Source organism: Prevotella sp. HUN102 (assembly GCF_000688375.1).
Lineage (GTDB): Bacteria > Bacteroidota > Bacteroidia > Bacteroidales > Bacteroidaceae > Prevotella.
The window spans coordinates 482,302-503,851 of the sequence record NZ_JIAF01000004.1 but is presented as its reverse complement, the minus strand read 5'-3'; the positions used below and the strand labels follow the sequence as shown (position 1 = coordinate 503,851).

16 protein-coding genes are annotated in these 21,550 nt (G+C 46.4%); 12 read left to right on the top strand and 4 right to left on the bottom strand.

Annotated elements, in window-relative coordinates:
* Positions 1-134 precede the first annotated feature (134 nt).
* Positions 135-590, bottom strand: a complete 456-nt coding sequence (locus P150_RS0107005) for a bacterioferritin (protein ID WP_036932116.1) — start codon at positions 588-590, stop codon at positions 135-137.
* Between the two features lie 333 nt (positions 591-923).
* Here P150_RS0107005 and P150_RS0107000 point away from each other — a divergent pair, with 333 nt between their 5' ends.
* From P150_RS0107000 to P150_RS0106985, 4 genes are read left to right on the top strand one after another with little or no spacing between them, the layout of a single operon-like run.
* Positions 924-1,871 carry a lysophospholipid acyltransferase family protein gene (locus P150_RS0107000; RefSeq protein ID WP_028897060.1) on the top strand — a complete coding sequence of 316 codons (948 nt, stop codon included), beginning with the start codon at positions 924-926 and terminating at the stop codon, positions 1,869-1,871.
* A 12-nt stretch (positions 1,872-1,883) separates the two neighbouring features.
* On the top strand, positions 1,884-2,810 hold the full coding sequence (locus tag P150_RS0106995) for a glycosyltransferase family 2 protein (RefSeq protein WP_028897059.1): 927 nt from the start codon (positions 1,884-1,886) through the stop codon (positions 2,808-2,810).
* Between the two features lie 18 nt (positions 2,811-2,828).
* The gene (locus P150_RS0106990) at positions 2,829-3,599 is read left to right on the top strand and encodes a DUF5672 family protein (protein WP_028897058.1); all 771 of its coding nucleotides are present in this window, start codon (positions 2,829-2,831) and stop codon (positions 3,597-3,599) included.
* Between the two features lie 34 nt (positions 3,600-3,633).
* Positions 3,634-4,821 carry a glycosyltransferase gene (locus tag P150_RS0106985; protein ID WP_028897057.1) on the top strand — a complete coding sequence of 396 codons (1,188 nt, stop codon included), beginning with the start codon at positions 3,634-3,636 and terminating at the stop codon, positions 4,819-4,821.
* Between the two features lie 318 nt (positions 4,822-5,139).
* Here P150_RS0106985 and P150_RS0106980 read toward each other — a convergent pair whose 3' ends face one another.
* The gene (locus P150_RS0106980) at positions 5,140-5,775 is read right to left on the bottom strand and encodes a DUF4294 domain-containing protein (RefSeq protein WP_028897056.1); all 636 of its coding nucleotides are present in this window, start codon (positions 5,773-5,775) and stop codon (positions 5,140-5,142) included.
* 137 nt (positions 5,776-5,912) lie between these two features.
* On the opposite strand from P150_RS0106980, the gene P150_RS0106975 reads away from it, so the two are divergent.
* Positions 5,913-7,904: a helix-hairpin-helix domain-containing protein gene (locus P150_RS0106975; protein ID WP_028897055.1), complete on the top strand. Its 1,992-nt coding sequence runs from the start codon at positions 5,913-5,915 to the stop codon at positions 7,902-7,904.
* 488 nt (positions 7,905-8,392) lie between these two features.
* Here the strand turns inward: P150_RS0106975 and P150_RS0106965 are convergent, their stop codons facing one another.
* Positions 8,393-8,668 carry an HU family DNA-binding protein gene (locus tag P150_RS0106965; RefSeq protein WP_028897054.1) on the bottom strand — a complete coding sequence of 92 codons (276 nt, stop codon included), beginning with the start codon at positions 8,666-8,668 and terminating at the stop codon, positions 8,393-8,395.
* A 330-nt stretch (positions 8,669-8,998) separates the two neighbouring features.
* Here P150_RS0106965 and P150_RS0106960 point away from each other — a divergent pair, with 330 nt between their 5' ends.
* From P150_RS0106960 to P150_RS0106945, 5 genes are all read left to right on the top strand, one after another.
* Positions 8,999-9,946, top strand: a complete 948-nt coding sequence (locus P150_RS0106960; RefSeq protein ID WP_028897053.1) for a rhomboid family intramembrane serine protease — start codon at positions 8,999-9,001, stop codon at positions 9,944-9,946.
* A gap of 6 nt (positions 9,947-9,952) precedes the next feature.
* Positions 9,953-11,053, top strand: coding sequence for an endonuclease/exonuclease/phosphatase family protein (locus tag P150_RS0106955; protein WP_028897052.1), 1,101 nt, complete (start codon positions 9,953-9,955; stop codon positions 11,051-11,053).
* Positions 11,054-11,287: 234 nt separating this feature from the next.
* Positions 11,288-14,329 (top strand): protein translocase subunit SecDF, encoded by a 3,042-nt coding sequence (secDF, locus tag P150_RS0106950; RefSeq protein ID WP_028897051.1) that lies wholly within the window; start codon positions 11,288-11,290, stop codon positions 14,327-14,329.
* A 407-nt stretch (positions 14,330-14,736) separates the two neighbouring features.
* On the top strand, positions 14,737-14,871 hold the full coding sequence (locus P150_RS18125) for a hypothetical protein (RefSeq protein ID WP_255327173.1): 135 nt from the start codon (positions 14,737-14,739) through the stop codon (positions 14,869-14,871).
* A gap of 58 nt (positions 14,872-14,929) precedes the next feature.
* On the top strand, positions 14,930-15,964 hold the full coding sequence (locus P150_RS0106945; RefSeq protein WP_028897050.1) for an acyltransferase: 1,035 nt from the start codon (positions 14,930-14,932) through the stop codon (positions 15,962-15,964).
* 225 nt (positions 15,965-16,189) lie between these two features.
* Here the strand turns inward: P150_RS0106945 and pncB are convergent, their stop codons facing one another.
* Positions 16,190-17,410 (bottom strand): nicotinate phosphoribosyltransferase, encoded by a 1,221-nt coding sequence (gene pncB / locus P150_RS0106940; protein WP_028897049.1) that lies wholly within the window; start codon positions 17,408-17,410, stop codon positions 16,190-16,192.
* A 528-nt stretch (positions 17,411-17,938) separates the two neighbouring features.
* Here pncB and cysS point away from each other — a divergent pair.
* Together cysS and P150_RS16875 are read left to right on the top strand one after the other, a co-directional pair.
* A complete protein-coding gene (cysS, locus tag P150_RS0106935; RefSeq protein WP_028897048.1) occupies positions 17,939-19,426 on the top strand; it encodes a cysteine--tRNA ligase in 1,488 nt (495 codons plus the stop codon).
* 131 nt (positions 19,427-19,557) lie between these two features.
* Positions 19,558-20,832, top strand: a complete 1,275-nt coding sequence (locus P150_RS16875) for an energy transducer TonB (RefSeq protein ID WP_081819294.1) — start codon at positions 19,558-19,560, stop codon at positions 20,830-20,832.
* Positions 20,833-21,550 lie beyond the last annotated feature (718 nt).

Sequence of the window (21,550 nt, the reverse complement as noted above, 5' to 3'; positions counted from 1 at the left end):
TTTGTTTGATATTTTGCAGAACTTATGGAGCAAGTTTTTCAACCGTATGCCCCTCGGTTCCTTTACGTTAATATTATTATTTTGTCGTCCTGAATGGGGTTCAGCCCGTTTTCAATTCATTAATACCTAAAAGATTAAAGCTGTTTTACCAACCAATTCTCACGGCCGATCATTTCAATCATCTCCAATGCGCCCTGACTCCAATAGAGGTCTTCCTCCTCATCGGCGAGATAAGCCTTGAGAATGTCGTATGTCGTGGGGTCATCCTTCAGGTCTGCAACGCATTTGTAAAGAAGTTCAATGCCCTTTTCCTGAATGGCAAGGTCTGCTTTCACGTATTCCACGGGATCCTTAACAAGTTCGCGGCCTTCCTGATTCTCAATCTTCACCGTGCCGCCAAGGTCGTTGATGCGGGTAATGAACTTCTTTACCCATTCCATCTCCTCATTATAGTGCCCGATATACTTTTCAGCGAGCTTGCTGAAACCCAAAGCCTCAAAGTGCTTGCCCTGTACCAAGTGTGCGAAAGCACCGTTTGTCAAACCTGTTGTGAAGAACTGTAAAGCCTCGATTGATTTCTTTGCATCCATAATTGTAGTTTCTTAAAATTGTATATTTCGTGTTGTTGTTTGCGTTTCACTGTCGAATCATTTCTGATTGACGATGCAAAGGTAAGCAAAATAGTTAATATCGCAAGCGATATAACTTTCGTTTAACTTCATTTTAACATATATCGCCGGCGATATATTCTCGTTTCACGTCTATTAACGCTTATTGTGGATGGAAAAATGCCGATCAACGCAAAACAAAGAGGCTGTTAATGCGTTCCGAGGCTGCAATGATGAATTTGCACTGCCGTATCTGCCACAATCCGAAAGTTTTTTAATATCTTTGTGCAATATATTGTATATAATCTGCTTTTAATGAAGAAAGTATTCAATTATATGGCTTACGGACTGGCTTACGGCTTCTGGTATCTGATGTCGCTGCTGCCATTCCCGGTGCTTTATCTGCTATCTGATTTCCTCTATCTGCTCGTGGCAAGGGTAGTGAAGTATCGCCACAGGGTAATATGGAAGAATCTCACGGAGAGTTTTCCCGAGAAGAGCGAGAAGGAGCTGCGCGATTTGGAGAAAGGTTTCTATCATTGGTTCTGCGATTATCTCGTGGAGACCATCAAACTGATGACGATGTCGCCCTCATCGCTGCGCAAACGAATGAGATTCACGGGTATGGAGCAGTTCAATGAGGTGCTGAACAATGGCGAATCCTGCGCCATCTATCTCGGACACTACTGTAATTGGGAGTGGATAACGTCCCTTCCCTACTGGATTCCCGAACACGTGCAGTGCTGCGAGCTGTATCATCCGTTGGAGAATGAGTATTTCGACAAGCTCTTCAAGTATGTACGCGAGCGACAGAACGCTCTCTGCATCCCGATGCAGGAATCGCTGCGCAAGATTCTCGAGTTCAAGCGCGGCAATAAGTCGTTGGTTGTGGGCTACATAGCCGATCAGGTGCCGCTGTGGTGGAACATTCATCACTGGGTGGACTTCCTTCATCACGACACTCCTGTACTGACGGGAGCCGAGCGCATCGTAAAGCACACGCGTCAGGCGTGCTTTTACGGCGATGTGCGCCGAGTGAAGCGTGGCTACTATGAGTGCGAGATGAAGCTGATGATGCTCAACCCGAAGGAAGCTGAAGAATTTGAACTTACCGATATCTACTTCAGAATGCTGGAAAAAACCATCAGGCGCGACCCGGTCTGCTATCTGTGGAGCCATAACAGATGGAAGAGAACGCGCGAGGAGTTCGACCGCAACTGGGAAGTAGTGGACGGAAAGGTGCTCAGAAAGCAGAAAAACTAATCTTTTAAAGATATGAAAATAACAGCTATTGTAGTTACTTACAACCGTTTGGAGCTGCTGAAGAAAGGCATTGACTGCTTACGGAAGCAAGCCCGACTGTCGGACATCCTCGTGGTGAACAATGGCAGCACCGACGGAACCGATAAGTGGCTCGACGAACAAGCCGACCTTACCGTGATTCATCAGGACAACGTAGGTGGATCAGGAGGATTCTATACCGGCATTAAGGCTGCATACGAAGACGGTGCAGACTGGCTTTGGTGTATGGACGACGATGTTTTCCCACGCGAAGACTGCTTGGACAGGCTGCTCGCACAGGTGGAAGTAAACGTTGCTGCCGACGGCGGGCAGCCATTGAGCATACTAAGTCCCCGCAGAATGATGGAGGGCAGCGTGTTCACGCACGAGTTCCGTCAGTTCAACTTCACGAATCCAATCGGAAGTATGCACGGAAAGAAACTCAACGGTACGGAAACCGAACCGACGGAAATAGTAGGCTGCGACTTTGAAGGACCCTTCATCAGCCGCGAAGTGGTGGAAAAAATAGGATTTCCCAACAAGGAATTCTTCATCTTCTGCGATGATACGGACTACTGTCTTCGTGCCCATCTGGCGGGATTCCGTCTGCTTTACGTGCCGGACGCACTGATGGACAAGCACAAATTCTTTTCCAACGATTCGTGGACGACACGCAATCAGAAGAAAAAATGGAAGCGTTTCTATCAGGTTCGCAACGAAGCCTATATGAACCATCACTACGGAAAGAACTGGGGCGTGCGCTATCTGCGCAGTTGGATCGGCGCAATGGGCTACGTTGTTCCCGCCATTCTCACGATGCCGTTTACCAAAGCTTGGCAAATGAAAGACCTGATGATGCTCCATCGTGCTTATTACGACGGCATTGCAGAGAAACTCGGCAAGCGAGAAATGAAGAATTAATCCACCACAGAAGAAGAAATGAACTTAGTTAAAGTCATTATTCCCATTTATACGCCCACGTTGCGCGGCTTTGAACAGGCTGCTCTCGACAACAATATGAAGTTGCTGAAAGGCTTTCCCGTGGCATTCCTGAAGCCCGAAAGCGTAGACGTGAGTGCCATCCACGCACAATATCCCGATGCCGAAGTGATGAGCGTCAGCGATGACTGGTTGGGAACGAAGCGAGGAATACAGGGCTACAATGCAATGATGATGTCGGAGAAATTCTACGAACTCTTTTCCGAATATCAATACATATTTATCTGCCACGTAGATGCGTGGATCTTCCGAAACGAACTCGCGGCGTGGTGCGGCAAGGGCTACGACCTTGTGGCTGCGCCGTGGCCCACCCGTCCCCGATACACGCGATTCCCGCTGAAACAGTATCTGAAACTGAAGATGCTGCTGAAGCCCCAAAACAGAATACTGCACTGCCAGATGTTCGGCAAGATAGGCAACGGAGGACTCTGTCTCCGCAAAGTTCAGACCTTCAGAGAGGCGTGCATCCAGTATGCCGACGAGATAAATTATTTCAACAGTCAGACCGACGACCTGCACAACGAGGACCTTTTCTGGGCATTGGTGCCAAAACTGCACGTTCCTTCCGTGGAGGAGGCACTGACTTTCTCGTTCGACTTGAAGCCGGAACTCTCCTATCAGCTCAACAAGCATCAGTTGCCGATGGCGTGCCACGGTTTCAACAAAGCACCACGCATAGCCTTCTGGCGGCAGTTCATCCCGGGAATATAACATAGACAAGACTTACATAAACCATTAACCACGTATGAAGATAGTTCATATCAGTATGGCAGACTTCAACGGCGCAGGTCTCTGCGCTTACAGAATCTGCAAGGCGCAGCGGGCATTGGGGCTCGACAGCCGGATGGTGGTGCTGCGCAAGAAGCACAACGACGGTTTCATAACCGAATATGGAGGAATGAAATACTTTCTCCACAGCGTTCTTCACAAGACGAAGAAACTGTTCTACATACACGACGACCTCAACGCTTGCAGGGCATTGGCAAAGAAACACAATGCCGTCTACACGCTTCCGGTGTCGCCGATAGACCTCACGAGCCTGAAAGTAATCAGAGAAGCCGACATCATCCACCTGCACTGGGTGGGAGGATTCCTTGATTACAGAACCTTTTTCGACTATTTCAAGGACAAGCCCATCGTCTGCACGCTCCACGACCAGAACCTTCTCTACGGACTGGCGAACATAGAACAGCAGCGACTGGCCGACAATCCCTTGGAACGCAAGTATTACAATATGAAGCTCGAGCAACTGAAGAAGGTAAAACGCCTCGGCGTAGTCTTCCTTTCAAATATGATCTATGACCTTTTCGGCAAGCACGAAATGATAGACTTAGCAAGGAAGCGAATCATCTACAACCTCGTGGAGCACGAAGAATACCAACCACGCCCGAAATCGGAAGCGAGAAAACGGCTCGGACTATCGGAAGACGAAAAGGTTTTCGCCTTCTGCGCCTGTAACATCCACGACCCTCTCAAGGGACTTTCCGTACTTTCGGAAGCTCTTCTGTGCATAGACGCAAGCTATAAGATACTGGCAATCGGCAAGAACAGAAGCAAAATGGTATGGCCCAACGTGATGGAAGTAGGCCGAATATCCGATCAGGAGGCTATGTCGTGGGTGCTTTCGGCTGCCGATTACTTCTGTATGCCCAGTTTTAAGGAGAACTTTGCGCAAGCCCCTATCGAGGCAATGGCGTGTGGATTGCCCGTAATCGCCTTCCCTTGCAGCGGCACATCCGAACTTATTACGCCCGTCAACGGCATTCGCTGCGATGATTTCACCGTTGATGCGTTGGAAAAAGGCATCCGAAAGGCATTGCAGACCGAATACGATGCCGCTGCCATCAGAGAGGATGTAATCGCCCGTTTCTCGCCCAAAAAGATAGCAACGGACTATCTCGACTTCTATAATGAACTGTTGGAAATAGAATAAAGAACCGAAATGCTTGTTCGCTTATACCAAATCTACATATATAATAAGGTGGAAAACGACGAGTTTTCCACCTTATTTATTTGATAGGTTGCAGAATATCACGTGATATTTGAAAGAATATTACGTGATATTTGCTTCCCACTCTTGTAAAGACAGGGAAGCTGTTTTAAATCGATCAATGTTTAATGATTTATAAACGGTCTGGATAAATGGCTAAGAAGGTAAGCCAACTTAGTTTGAACTCATAGCTGCAAGAGAACAAATGGTAAGTTTAGAAATATAGTTTATCCCGGATTCGGGCAAGAGTGCATTGCTGTTCTACAACTGTCCCGCCTCCACCTGCAACACAATTCGCTCCGTCAGCTTGTCGGCTCCTTGGGGATTATACCTTTTCTTGAGGCTTGCACCGAAGAGAACGGCAAACGCCTGATAGAATCCTGCGCGCACCGGACCGAGGAATGCCTGCACCAACTCGTAGCCCGTGGAGCTGGTTTCGCGGTCGATGAGTTTTATGAGCAGCTTTCCCTGAGAATAAGTGAGTTTTTTCATTCGGGGCGTGTACTCCTCCTTGATGCTCTTTTCCACGAGTTTCATATGCGCCTCGCGCTCCTTCTTGGTCGGCAGCGTCTCAAGATATGCGCCTGTTTCAAGAATAATTTCATTGCATTCCTTCGCTATGGGCAACACCTTCTTTATGTTGTAAACCAATCGGTTATAGGCTTGTTTCTGCTTTTCGTTCTTGAATTCGAGCTGTGGAAAGATGTATATCTTGTTCGTTTTCACGTATTGTATGCTGTCGTTCCCCACCTTCGTCTTGCCAATCTGCACCATCGGGACGAACGTCGGAGAGTCCATATCAACCACTCTGTCCTCTGGATTGATACGTTCCTGTGCCGTCATTGCAACGGAAATGACGGAAAAACCTACTGCAAGAAATATTCTGTTGAATCGCATATCAGCAGCAAAAATAATTATTATTTCCGAACCACTCTTCTTTTTTAATATTAATTTGTCTTTTTGTTTGTTTTTCTGCGCAAGATAAGCTATATTTGCAATTAACTGAAATGTAAACGAAAAAGAAATCTGACATTATGAAACGCACCATAATAATATCCATTCTTTGCGCTATTGCCGTAACTGCCGCCGCACAGCAAGAGCACTCTTGGGAGCGAGTTTTCGACGAACTCGTGATGACGGACGACGAAAACAGCACGATGAAAGAAGAAGCATTCGACATTCTCTGCGAACTGGAGCAGCATCCCCTCAATCTCAACACGGCAACAAGGGAAGACTTGGAGCGCATTCCTTTCCTTACGGCACAGCAGATAGAGGAGATTCAGGCTTACGTGTACCAATACAGGGGGATGAAAACGCTGGGCGAACTGATGATGATCGAATCGCTGGATGCCAACAGACGGAAGCTGCTCTGCTATTTCGTCTACGTCTCTTCGGAGGAAACTGCGCATTTCCCATCGATCGGCAACATATTGAAATACGGAAAACACAGCATTATGTTCACGGCGAAGCTCCCTTTCTATGAACGGAAAGGCGACCAAAACGGCTATCTCGGCTACAAGTATCAGCATTCGCTGCGCTATAAATTCCATTACGGCGACTATCTGCAAGTGGGATTGGTGGGGGCGCAGGACGCCGGCGAGCCATTCTTCGCCAACAGAAACTCTCTGGGCTACGACCATTACAGTTTTTACGCATTGGTGCGCAAACTCGGCAGCATAAAGACGCTGGCAGTAGGATGCTATAAGGTAAGAATAGGCGAGGGACTGGTAATAAACAACGACTTCAATTTGGGAAAAACGGCTATGTTCTCCACTTTCGGGCGAAGGAGCAGCACCATTCGTGCCCATTCCTCACGCTCGCAAGCCGATTATCTGCAAGGTGCAGCGGCAACCATTCAGCTTTCAAAGCGCATTGATATGACGGCATTTGCGTCGTACAGACGAATAGACGCAACGCTGAACGACGATGGAAACATCCAAACAATATTGAAAACGGGCTATCACCGGACGGAAAAGGAAATGGAAAAGAAGCGAAACGCCTCGCAGACCACGGCCGGCGGAAATCTTCAGTGGGCAGGCAACGGATTCCATATCGGGCTGACGGGGCTTTACACTCGCTTCTACAAATCCTTGCGACCGAACACTTCGCAGCAGTATCGGCTCTATTATCCACAGGGAAACGATTTCTGGAACGTGAGCGTGAACTACGGGTTCATCAACCATCGGTGGAACTTCAGCGGCGAAACGGCAACGAGAGGCAGCGGCAGCATTGCAATGCTCAATTCCCTTTCGTTTCAAGCCACGGAAATGCTTTCGCTGATGGCGATTCAACGCTTCTACGGCCACCGGTATTACTCACTCCACGCCGCAAGTTTCAGCGAAGGAGGGCGCACGCAAAACGAGAACGGTCTGCTCTTGGGTGCAAACTGGAAGGTTAATAGCTGTCTCTCGCTGACTGCCTACACCGATTATGCCTACTTCGCAAAGCCCCGCTATCAGGCTTCCATTGCAAGCGATGCGTGGGACAATCTGATAGCTGCCGTCTATAATCGTGGCAACTATACGCTTTCGGCTCGCTACCGACTGAAAATCCGTACGAGGGACAATGCCGAAAAGACCGAACTCGTGGGCGAAACCACGCAACGGGCACGATTCGCCTTTGCTTATTCCGAAGCCTCGTGGTCGTGCAAAACGCAGATAGACCTCGCCCATAGCAACTACGGAGACGCCTCCTTCGGCTATATGGTCAGCGAGCACGCCACGTGGCAACCGTTCGCTTGGCTTCAAGCGTCGGCTGCATTGGGTTATTTCCATACCGACGACTTCGCCTCACGCCTCTATACCTACGAGCAGGGACCGCTCTATTCCTTCAGCTTTCCGGTCTTCTACGGCGAAGGCATCCATTGTTCGCTCTTTGCCCGTGCCGATGTGGGCAAGCATCTGATGTTTATTCTGAAATGCGGCACGACCCATTATTTCGACCGCGCCCATATTTCGTCAGGAATGCAACAGATAGATGCCTCTTCAATGACCGACCTTGAATTGCAGATGAGGTGGAAATTCTAACCGAAAGTACACCTACTCCCAAGCTATGGCAGGCAAACAGGAATGTGAGAAAGCTACTTTGCAAGAGAAATGATTGAAGAGAGAAACGTAGTAAATGCTCAACTTTCTGATATTTTATAATTATCTGAAAATAAGCGCATTAAAATTCGATTTCCAATCTTGCGAAGAATATAATACAATCTTCGCAAGAATACATTCCATTTTTGCGAAGAATGCGCTGTGTTTTTGCGAAGATTGCAAATCAACTTTTCAATCGCCTGAATTATTCCTATTTCATTAGGCCTATGATACGGTTTCTCCAGAGAGATATTCGAATGGATAAGGAGACAGAAAAAGATGTAGGAGAGATTAATTCAACGGACGAAATTACGTAAATGAAAATACAGGTGGATTGAGGTTTTCCAGTATTAGGTAAATTATATTGTGGTAAAACGAATAAAGGCGACCTCATAATGAAGTCGCCCTTTCCTTGTAATATCAAATTACAATTATGCGTTTACTGCGTCAGCAAGTTCAGCACCAGCCTTGAACTTAGCAACCCTCTTTGCAGCAATCTTAATCTTCTGCTTTGTAGATGGGTTGATACCTTCGTGAGCAGGACGTTCATTGACAGAGAAAGTACCGAAACCTACGAGTTGAACTTTGTCGTTAGCGGCAAGTGCTTCCTTAATAGCTTCTGTTGTGGCATCCAATGCCTTCTTAGCGTCAGCCTTGCTCAAACCTGCGCCGGCTGCGATCTTTTCGATTAATTCTGATTTGTTCATAATTTACTCAATTTATTGATTATTTTTGAATTATTTTTCCAACTCTGCTGCAAATATAGTTGTTTACTTTTATAAAACAAACAAAAAGCAAAAGAAAAGTGAAGTTTTTTCTTAAAAATGTGGCTTATGTGCTCATTTTATGCAATATAACAGGTTTTTTTCGTATTTTTGCAGTCAATAAAGGATTTTATTCTCTTTTCGGAGACCGATGCACGGAAAGTGCCTGAAATGCCGAGTTTTCTGCTTGAACGGAGCTTTTGAGAGCAAGGATTCGGCAGTCGGGACGGAAATGCTGAAAGAATGTTTTTCGATAACTATTAATAAGAAATTATGCGCAACATACCAATCGTAACAAAGAATCTTCTCATTATCAACATCGGGGCTTTTCTTGCCACCTTCATATTCGGAGGGATGGGGATTGACTTGAATGATATGCTGGGGCTTCACTTCTTCCTTGCTGAGGATTTCAAGGTGTGGCAGCTCTTCACGTATATGTTTATGCACGGAGGTTTTATGCACCTTCTGATGAATATGTTTATGCTCTGGATGTTCGGAACGGTGGTTGAGAATGTATGGGGCGACAGGAAGTTCCTCATTTTCTATCTCGTCTGTGGCATTGGTGCGGGTATCTGTCAGGAGCTTGCACAATATGGCTCCTATCTCTACAACGGCTTGAATGCGTACGATGCTGTGAATATGGGCGGAACATCATTGCCGATGAGCGATTATCTTAATCTATGGACAACGGTTGGCGCGTCAGGAGCAGTTTACGGCGTGTTGCTTGCCTTCGGTATGATGTTTCCTGAAGAACGGATGTTTATCATTCCGATACCAGTGCCCGTAAAGGCAAAATGGATTATCGTAGGTTCGATAGCGATGGAATTGTTCTCGGCATTTGGAACGAGCAACGACGGTGTGGCGCATTTGGCTCACTTGGGCGGTATGCTCTTCGGATTCCTGCTCATAAGATACTGGCGCAAGCATCCTTATTCGGGTGGAGGATTCGGAACAAGCGGCGGAAGGCAGTTTTTCGACAATATGCGCAATACGTGGGAGCAGCGCACGCGTCGCAACAGCAATGCGCAACAGGGAGGAACGAAGTGGAACTCGAGTGCCACGAACCAGCAGAGCCGTCCTGAAAGCGACTGGGACTACAACGCCCGAAAGCAAAGAGAGCAGGAACAGATAGACCGTATTCTCGACAAAATACGCAAGAGCGGCTACGACAGCTTGACGAAGGAGGAGAAGCAGCAGTTGTTCGACAGCAGCAGACAGTAACGAACTATGTTTTCTAAAGTAAAAACTACTGCTTATTGGATGTCGGTTGGTCTCAATGTCATCGCCATTGCGGCTATGTGGCTCGTTGGAAACGTTGATAGGCTTAACCCTGTTGAGCATCCGATGTGGGCGAATTTAGGCCTGGGATTCCCTGTGCTGCTTGCCGTGAATCTTGGTTTTCTTGTCTTTTGGACGTTTGCCCGCATCCGAACCGTTTGGTTGCCGGTGTTGGGATTGCTTGTCTGTTACGCGCCCGTGCGCAGGTACATACCTTTCAATTATCCATCCGACCCTCCTCAGAATGCGCTGAAGGTAATGTCGTTTAATGTATTAATGTTTGCCCCGTGGGGATTGCAGGAAGGCGAGTCCAACCCGATTGTGGAATATATCTGTAAGAGCAAGGCCGATATCGTGTGCTTGCAGGAGTCGAGTGCCTACGAAGCGGGAGCCGATGAAGTGTATAATGAATTGAAGGCGCATTATCCTCACGTCGATATCGTCAATATGCCGCCTCCCGGAAATCAGAATATGATACTGCTGAGCCGTTTCCCTATCCTGAGAAAAGAGAGAATATCGTATGAGTCGGTAGGGAATATGAGTATGGCATATTTTGTGGATTACAACGGAACGGAGATGGCAATAATCAATAATCACTTTGAAAGCTATCATCTTAGCGAGGAAGACAAGGAAGGGTATAAGGAGATTGTGAAGAAACCTTTCGAGAGGAAGGATTCCAAGGATGTGTCGTTCCGGCTCTTGAGAAAGCTCGGCGAGGCATCGGCTATACGTGCTCCACAGGCCGACGCCGTGGCAGCATTTGTTCGTAAATGTAAGGCAAAGCGACTTCCGGTAATTCTCTGCGGCGATTTCAACGACAATCCTATCAGTTATGTGCACCGCACGATGGAAAACGAACTGACGGACTGCTACATAGAAAGTGGAAACGGACCGGGTATTTCGTATCACAAGAGTGGAATGTACTTCCGGATAGACCATATTTTCTGCTCCGACGATTTTGAGCCTTACGGTGCTAAAGTGGATGATAAAGTAAAGACTTCCGATCACTATCCGATATATACTTGGCTAAAATACAAGCCAAAACCTTAAAAAATGGAGAATAAAGCGTTATAAATTTTCAAAAATGTGAAAATTTATCTATCTTTGCACGTCTGTATAGTGTCTTGTAATTAACGACTTGGCTGAAAAAACGGGTTCGTACACGGGACATTATCACAAAAAAAGACGAGGAAGTGCGAAGAAGGGCTGTTGAAAAAAATAGAGATAAGCTGCTTTTGCCTTCTCAAATTGGAAACCTGAAACAATAATTAAACAAAAAATAAAATGCAAAACAAAGGATTAGTTATTTGTGTTGCCGTCTTGCTGACGCTCGCAAGCATCTTCTACCTGTCTTTCAGTGCTATGACCAGCATCTGGGACGGTGAGATTGCAAAAATCAAAGACCCTATTGCACAGCAGGATTACAAGGATTCTGTTACATACCCTGTGTTCGGCTATTCTTATCAGAAGTGTAAGGAAACGCAGCTTGGTCTTGGTCTTGACCTTAAGGGTGGTATGAATGTCATTCTTGAAATCTCTGTTCCCGACGTGGTAGACGTTCTTGCAGATCACAAAAAAGATGCGGCTTACCAGAAATCTTTGGCAGAAGCAAAGGAATTGGAGACAAAGAGTCAGGATGATTTCATCTCTCTCTTCATCGATGCGTTCCACAAGAACGCTCCCGGTCGCCGTCTTGCGGAGATTTTTGCCACACAGCAGCTCAAGGGTAAAGTGAATACGCAAAGCTCTGACTCGGAAGTTGAGGCTGCACTTCGTGCTGAAGTAACGGCTGCCATCGACAACTCATACAACGTTGTTACGAACCGTGTGAACCAGTTCGGTGTATCTCAGCCTAACATTCAAAAGCTCGAAGGTCAGGAAGGTCGCTTGATGGTGGAAATGCCGGGCGTAAGCGACCCTGAGCGTGTGCGTAAGTTGTTGCAGGGTTCTGCCAATCTTGAGTTCTGGGAAACCTACAACAGTCAGGAAATTGCTCCTTATCTGGCCGATTTGGATCAGCGTGTTGCCAATGGCGATACAAAGGTTGAGCCAAAGGATACGGTAAATGCTGTTGCCGACTCTGCAAAACAGGTTGCTGAAAAGAAGCCTGCCGCTGATCCGGTAGCTAACAATAAGCTCGCTTTGAACAATGGCGATGCTTCATCTTCTGCACAGTTGGAAGCAGCAAAGAAGAAGAATCCGTTGTTGGCAGTACTCCAACTCACTCCCGGCGACGCTTTGAGCATCGTTGGTTATGCAAACGTTAGAGACACGGCTTACATCAACAAGATTATTTACAGCGAATTGGCAAAGCAGGTTCTCCCTATGGATCTGAAGCTCCTTTGGAGTGCTAAGCCGGCAGATGGTCTCAAGCAGAAGAATATCTACGAACTCCACGCTCTGAAGGTTACCACATCAGATGGCCGTGCTGCGCTCGAAGGCGACGTGATTACGAATGCTGAGGACAAATTCGACGAATTCGGACGTCCTGAAGTAAGTATGTCGATGAACTCTGACGGTGCCCGCAGATGGTCAAACCTCACAAAAGCGAACATTGGTAAGGCAGTAGCCGTGGTTCTCGACGGTCTTGTTTACACCTCTCCCCGTATCAAACAGCAGATCGACGGTGGTCAGTCTTCAATCTCCGGTTCGTTTACCGTGGAGGATACAAAGGATTTGGCAAACACATTGAAGTCCGGTCGTATGCCAGCACCTGCCAGAATCGTACAGGCACAGGTAGTTGGTCCTACATTGGGAGCACAGTCAATCCAGCAGGGTCTGATGTCGTTCCTCATTGCATTCGTACTTCTGATGGTTTATATGGTTCTGATGTATAACTTCATCCCGGGTATGCTTGCTAACTTTGCGTTGTTGGCCAACTTGTTCTTCACACTCGGTGTGCTTGCATCGTTCCAGTCTGCACTTACATTGCCCGGTATTGCCGGTATTGTGCTTACTCTCGGTACTGCTGTGGATGCTAACGTGCTTATCTATGAGCGCATCAAGGAAGAAATGCGTGCAGGAAAGGGTATCAAGGAAGCTTTGCGTGCAGGTTACAGCAATGCGTTCTCGGCTATTCTCGACTCTAACCTGACATCACTCATCACGGGTATCATCCTTTATACAACCGGTACTGGTCCTATCCGTGGCTTCGCCATCACTTGGATTATCGGTATCTGTATCTCATTCTTCACAGCCGTGTTCCTGACACGTATCGTTTACGAAAACCGTCTTAACAAGGATAAGTGGCTCGACTTGAAGTTCTACACAGGTTTCAGCAAGAACCTCTTGCAGAACGTTCACGTGAAGTTTATGAGTCTTTCAAGCAAGACATTCGTTATATGGGGCATTGCTGCCGTTCTCTTCATCGTTTGCTTCTTCGTAAGAGGATTGAGCCAGAGTATTGACTTTACCGGTGGCCGCAACTATGTTGTGAAACTTGAGAAGAAAGTTCCTGTTGAGGATGTACGAAAGGTGCTCAACGGCGCATTCGTTAATACCTCAGGTGAGAACAAGGGCAAGGTGGCAAGTACAAACGTTATTGCCATCGGTGCTGACGGTGACGTTGTCCGCGTTTCCACCAACTACAATATCGAGTCTAACGACCCTGCTGAAGACGATCACGCAGAAACAGTGCTTTTCGAGGCATTGTCGAAGGCTAAGCTCATCACACAGGCAGACTTGAAGACGTTCCGCGATTCAGGCATTCACGACGGTGGCTCCATCATCAGCTCTGCAAAGGTAGGTCCTTCAGTAGCTAAGGATATCACATACGGTGCTATCATCAGCGTGCTCTTGGCTTTGGTATTTATCTTTATCTACATCTTGGCTCGTTTCCGCAACGTCGGTTTCTCTGTCGGTTCAATCGTTGCGTTGGCTCTCGACGCCCTGATTGTGATAGGATTCTACTCAGCCTGCCACGGATGGATTGGATTCTCGCTCGAAATCGACCAGACCTTCATTGGTGCTATCCTTACCGTTATCGGTTACTCTATCAACGATAAGGTGGTTGTATTCGACCGTATCCGTGAGAATATGCGCCTGCATCCGAAGATGGACGCACAGACATTGTTCAATGATTCCATCAATCAGACGCTTGCACGTACTGTCAATACATCATTCTCTACATTGATTGTGTTGCTTGCCATCTTCATTCTCGGTGGCGACAGCATCCGTAGCTTCGCATTCGCAATGATTCTCGGTGTGTTCTTCGGTACACTTTCTTCAATCTTCATCGCTTCGCCGGTAGCCTACCGTGTTTTGGGTAAGAAGATTGAGAACCGCATTGCAGCCGAAAAGGCAGCTGAGGCAGCAGAAAACGCATAACGGAAGTTTCCGTTTAACATATAATGAATGGTCGGATTTCAGATTAATGAAATCCGACCATTTATTTTTTACTATCCTAAAGTCTGTTATCTGATAGAATTATTGGATAAGTGAACTGATATTGGACTTATCTTTTCACTATAATTTCTTTTCGCCTTACTCCATTTTTTTCTTCTTTTTCTGTATTCTGTTTGAAGCGTGCAGACTATCAGACGAGACACGTGTCTTCTTTGTTGAAGATACGCGTGTGTATCATTATTAAAATAGGGAACTGCATTATTTTGATATTATTCTATTATTTGCTATCTTTGCAGCACTTGTTCCATCCAGTGAAAACTGATGGATAATTTTATTGGAAATTAGCGTTTGCTATTTGTTCTTGAACATTCAGAAAACTTGGCGGTAGAATGAATGTAATACAAGAGAATGAATGTGCAGATGCCTGCGTTATGCGTGGGCATTGGTGCATCATCTTGTATTATAGGTTCCGCCAAGTACCTCTGAATGTGGATGAAGCCCTTTGTCCACGTTCGGCTTGTTAGGTACTTGGCATTAACTTTTCAAAGAATATTTTGCATCCGCATTAAAAGTTTTAATGCAATGACAAAGCAAGAAAGTAACACTATCAAGGGTGTGGCTATTTTGCTGATGATATTTCTGCATCTGTTTATGAGCGAAGATGTGGGCAAATATTGTCAGCCTTTATTTTTTATAGGTGATAAACCAATAGTCTATTATTTATCAAGAGGCTGTAGACCTGTGGATTTTTTCTTGATATTAAGTGGGTATGGCTTAAGCTATACATACAAGTATAAGACTTTGAATTTCAAAGGGCAGATGAATAGACTTGCCAAACTCTACATTCACTATTGGTTGATTTTACTTATATTTGTAGGAATAGGTTGCTTTGTCAGACCAGAAAAATATCCCGGTACATTAGAAGAGGCTGTCTTGAACATTATCAGTTGGAAATCATCTTATAATAGTGAGACGTGGTTCTTGTTGCCGTATGCTTTATTGGCTTTATCAGCAAAATATATTTTTAAAGTTGTTGATAAGTTAGGAAATATAATTTCATTCGTTTTTTTCTTGTTTTTGAATTTGGCAGGGGGATATATCATCAGTAGATATGTGGCAACGCATATAATAACATCGAGTTTGTTCAGTATGATAATTGTTTATATTGAACTTGCGTTCCCGTTTGTATTGGGTAATTTGCTTTTCAGGCTTTCTGAAGCAGGTAAATTAAGGTGCAAGACTTTTGATAAATACCCAGTATTAGCATTCTTTTTATTATTGACAGTCTTTACTTTTAAATGTTTTTTCGGTAGTCAGGCATTCGAAGCAATTTATGCTTTGGTGTTTATATATCTGTTCATTCATATTCCTTTGAACCTATGGATTGAAAAAGTTCTGATGAAATTGGGCGACCATTCGATGGTAATGTGGATGACGCATTCATTTTTCTGCTATCATTTATTCAAAGCTGAGGTTTATTCCCTCCGTTATCCAATCTTGATATTCATCGGTCTTACCGTCATAAGCTATCTGGTTTCAATTCCTATAATGTATGTTGCACGGCAGATTATCGGTAAGATGCTGCCTGAATCGGGAGGGAATCGAGCTTATACGTAAGAATGTAGTAATCGAAGAAGGCTACAAGTATATTCTTTCGTGTGTGCAGAAGAATGAGGGAAATGCGAAAGGGCAGCAAAAAGATGTTGAGTAAATAGAAGAAAGATACCGAGCAAATCCAAGATTGCTCGGTATCTTTTTTGCGCTGATTCGGACATATAAAACGGAAACAGGGCTCGGAACGAAGGAAAGTTCCGAGCCCTGATTGGTTGTTTTTGTGCGTTATTATCCTATCTGCTTGAGGAGATAGGCGCATTTTTCGGGATTTCCGAGCGTCTTTCCCTTATCACAGGAGAGCTTCACGCAGTCGTGCCACTCGCGCTTCTCGGTGATGCGCATACGGGTGAGCTTCACTACGATGTTCATAGACTTTGCATTCTCCACGTCGCAGGTGAGGAATGTGCCCATTCCGTAGCTGTCCTGCATACGGCCGTTCACGTATTTGTGGAGTTCTATCGCACGGTTGATGTTGAGTCCGTTGCTGAACACCACCTGCTTTGTGGTGGGGTCGATGCCGAGACTCTTGTATTTCTCGATGATTTTCTCCACCTGCTCTTCCTCCACGCCGCTGTCCACGCGCAGACCGGTAAACATCATAGCCATACGCTTGGACAGGTTGCTGAAGAAAACCTTGTCGCCGAAGCAGTCGTAGAGGTAGATTCCGTTGTCGCCGTCGTACACGTCGCTGAACTTCTTCATCACGTTGAAGTTGCATTCAAAGATGCCGCTGATGTTTTCCTCGAACTCGATAATCTGATGGCTCATCGTGCCGATGGCAATGAGGTCGTACTTCATTGCGAGATACACGTTGCTCGTGCCCGTGAACCGACCGGTCCAAGGATGGAATCCGTCAGCGTCCTCGTATCCACCCTGTTCATAGACTTCCTTCATTGTGCGGATGACCATATTCTGATGGTCGAACGACAGGCGGCGGCGCGTGCCCATATCGCCCAGAATCAGTCCGTTGGATAGTATGGCGCGCGTCTTTTCGGCGCAACGCTCCCTTTCGCGCTCCGGATTATAGGCGGCAATCTCGCCCCGGAGATTGTGCATCAGTTCGGAAACGATGCTCAGGATGGGCATTTCCCACATAATGGTGGAATACCATTTCCCACGGACGGAGATGTTCAAATGGCCTTCCTCGTCCTGCGTTACCGATACTTCGTGAGGGTCGAACCGATAGCCGCGAAGGAACGTGAAGTACCATTCGGGCAGATAGTACATTCTGCGCTTCATAAAGGCGATTTCCTCCTCCGTGATGATCACGCGGGGCATATAGCCCAACTGCTCGTTCACGAGTTCGGCAAAGCCTTCGGGATATATCGTCTTGTTACGGTCGAAGAATGTGTATTCAACCTCTGCGCGGGGATAGGTCTGCAATACGTAATACTGGCAGCTGAACGTGTAGGCATCGTTATCTGTCAAGTGGTGGATGATTTGTTGCATAGGATTTTCTTAATATTTTTTTAGCAGATATCTGCTTTTTGCAAAAATACGAATAATGTTTGTAATAATGAAGAAAGTTGCAGACAATTCCCTTAAAACACGATAGATTGAGACTGAAAGTCCTGTCCGTCAGCGTATGGCATAGGGTTGGAAAGTCTGCATTGTTGCGAGCTTCTGTGTCCTGTATCGTATAGGCGTAAAATTACCACAGGCTGGTAATCCGTTTACCACGGCGTGGTAATCCATTTACCATCGCTTGGTAATCTCTTTACCATCGGCTGGTAATTTGTTTACCATCGGTTGGTAATTTCACGAAACACGCAGACGCTCTCTTCAACTGTCCGATGTCCGTCCTCGTATTCTCATCATATTCGCAGCCTGGAGTCCGATTTTCCGTCGGAAACAAGCCCTTCTTTCTCCTTATTTATTTTGTGTAATTATGGAACGGATGTATATGTTTATCCGTTTCCGATACCTTTTTCTCAGTTTTTTACCGTAACTTTGCAATCACTTTTAATTCAAACGATTATGCAAAACTTGGTTATATACAACACGCTGCATCGGCAGAAGGAACGCTTTCAGCCGATTGCGGCACCGAATGTAGGTATGTACGTCTGCGGTCCGACCGTATATGGCGACCCGCATCTGGGGCACGCCCGCCCATCTATCACGTTCGACATTCTTTTCCGCTACTTGCAGCACATCGGCTACAAGGTGCGCTACGTCAGGAACATAACCGACGTGGGGCATCTGGAGCACGATGCCGACGACGGGGACGACAAGATTGCAAAGAAAGCACGGCTCGAACAGCTCGAGCCGATGGAAATTGCGCAGTACTACACCAACCGTTATCACGACGCGATGCGTGCGCTGAACGTGCTTCCCCCCTCGATTGAACCGCACGCAACGGGACATATCATCGAACAGGAGGAACTCGTGAAGGAAATCCTCGCCAACGGCTATGCCTACGAGAGCAACGGAAGCATCTATTTCGACGTGGAGAAGTACAACAAGGACCACCGATACGGCGTGCTTTCAGGCCGCAACCTTACCGACACTATCGACAATTCGCGCGAGCTTGCCGGCGTCAGCGAGAAGAAGAGTCAGGCAGACTTCGCGCTCTGGAAGCGTGCAATGCCCGAGCACATTATGCGCTGGCCGTCTCCTTGGAGCGACGGATTCCCGGGATGGCACTGCGAGTGTACGGCTATGGGACGGAAGTATCTCGGCAGCCACTTCGATATCCACGGCGGCGGAATGGATCTGGTGTTCCCTCACCACGAGTGCGAGATAGCACAGGCCGTGGCATCGCAGGGCGACGAGATGGTGAAATACTGGATGCACAACAATATGATCACCATCAACGGACAGAAGATGGGAAAATCGCTCAACAACTTCATCACCCTCGAGCAGTTCTTCACGGGCAATCAGGAAACGCTTGATCAGGCATACAGCCCGATGACCATCCGTTTCTTCATTCTCTCAGCCCACTACCGCGGCACCGTGGACTTCTCCAACGAGGCGTTGCAGGCTGCGCAGAAGGGCTATGAGCGACTGATGAACGGTATCGACGACCTCAGCCGCATTCAGCCGTCGTCCGAATCGGATGCAGAAACAGGCCGGTTCGTTGCCGCCTTCCGTCAGAAGTGCTACGATGCGATGAACGACGACCTGATGACGCCTGCCGTTATCTCTTCGCTTTTCGAGGCCTGCCACGTCATCAACCTTCTCATCGACCACAAAGCGCAGATTTCCGCCGCCAACCTGAAGGAACTCCACGACGCAATGCACCTCTTCGCATTCGACATCCTCGGCCTGATGAACGAGCGCGGGGGCAACAACGACGCCCGAGAGGAGGCCTACGGAAAGGTTGTCGATATGGTTCTCGACCTCCGTGCCAAGGCAAAGGCCGAAAAGAACTGGGCTGTGAGCGACCAGATCCGCGACGCACTTGCCGATGCCGGCTTCCAAGTGAAAGACACCAAGGACGGCGTTACGTGGAAGCTCGACCGATAAGGATAACCCAACTTTATTCCAAACCGTAGGAACAGGCATTCTCGTCTCGCCTCCGAAAAACTTCGGACAGATGATATCTCCGTCCCTACGGTTCCTCGTTCAAACAGCAACATAACTTAAACCTGACCGATATGACACCAACTAAAAAGCTTATTCTCTGCAGCCTGTTGGCCGGTCTCATTGGCGGCGGCTTGCTTCTGTGGTTGTTTTTGGGCAATAAAACTACTGCCGTATCAACAAAGAATGATACGGACAGCATCTCTATTCCCAAAGCACAGGAAGCAATAGCCGTCGATACGGCAAAGGATATTGAGATTATCAAAGCCTATTATAAACTTCTGATAGAAGATACTTCCGACTGGGAAGAAAGAGAGGAGCGAGAACATAAATACTTAACTCAAACCCTTATTGATAAACTTTCGGTTTATAATGGTGCTGATTATCTTCCTTTACTTCCGATAGACAATATTGGAGCTCTATCATCCCGTGGGATTAAGGTTCAGTCTCTCGGAAAAGAATGGTACAGGGTCCGCTTGTATGATTCTTCTCAAAAGGAGTATATAAATATTCCTGTAAGGATGGTTACCGACAGGGATGGGCAACGCAAGATCGGCTATGCCATTCCGTATAGTTGGGATGGCGCAGTTTCTGATTCTATGTTCTATAAGCGTATAATCAAGATGAAGGGAAAAGAGCAGGATGGACTTCGTTTTCTTAAAGCTTTTTGTCTTTCTTATATGTCTCTCTATCATACAATAGATCTTGATGCACCAGCATATAGAAAGTATCTCGAGACATTTATTGATAAAAAGATCTGGTATACGAAAGTAGGTAGAATGTACTTTAGAGATTGTATGGATTATCTTTGGGATGAGACCACACAAACACCAGATAATTATACCATAACGCCTGATGATAGGGAAGGCTGGTATAAATTCGGAGTAACAATGGAACATACAACAGATATTGATTATATGTATCTATTAAAATTGGAGAAGCGCAATGGGCATTTCGTCATCACAGACATTGACTGGGATGATCAAGACGCTTCGTCCGACATAGCGGTGCCCGAACGCTGCGATACAACAGCGGAATTCTACACAGTCCCAGACCAAATGCCGGAATTCCCGGGAGGCCAGAAAGCCTTGTTGGAATACCTTTGCGAGCACATCATCTATCCCAAAGAGGAGGAAAAAGCAAGAAATGAAGGGCGTGTTCTCGTCTCATTTATTGTCAATAGAGACGGCTCTTTGAGTGATATAGAAATAACAAGGTCTGTATCCAAGGGACTGGACGAGGAGGCTCTCCGTGTCGTCCGCTCTATGCCTGCTTGGATTCCGGGCAACAATGACGGGCATCCCGTGCCTGTGCAGTATACATTACCAATTAATTTCAAGTTGGAATAAAATGATTTCCCGTTTCTGTTGAATGGTTTTAACGGTAAGTTTACAGATTCACGCCTTTCTATGATAACACAAACAATCTCGTAGAAGTGGATTACAGAAGATTAGTTTAAGAATATCAAGGACGGCGTTACGTGGAAGCTCGACCGATGAGGACTATCAGATAAAACATAAATTTCAGAACTGTGCTTTCCTACCCCACGAGTGAGGTGTTGCGATACCCCACGAGTGGGGTATCTTCATATCCCACTCGTGGGGTAGAAGCATATCTTCCGGGCAATGGTTTTCCTTACGTTTTCTTAATGGCTGTCAGCAACAGCCCGAAAAGGCTTACCGACAGTCTTCACTGTCCTTTCCTCTGCGTGCTTTTCGTCTTTGCAATAAGGCACAATCTTCAGTTTTCAGAATCCATACAGTTAAATATTTGATAATCAATGTGTAAGAACTTCATTTCCATTCTTGCGAAGAATGCTTAGTAATCTTCGCACGTTTACACGACATTTATGCGAAGATTGCCGTGCAAGTATACGACAAACATTTTCCGATGGTATTTCCACCTGAAAATATTTTACGAAAATTGCACTCTTTGCAGCTTTTCAATGCTTCTACTTTGACGGTGGAAAGGAGAATTAAGGCATAGCTCTATTTAGGGATATTTGCTCGAAGTGCTGTATAAATCATAATTTTCTGCCGACAAATAATATAAAATTTGTTTTTTAGT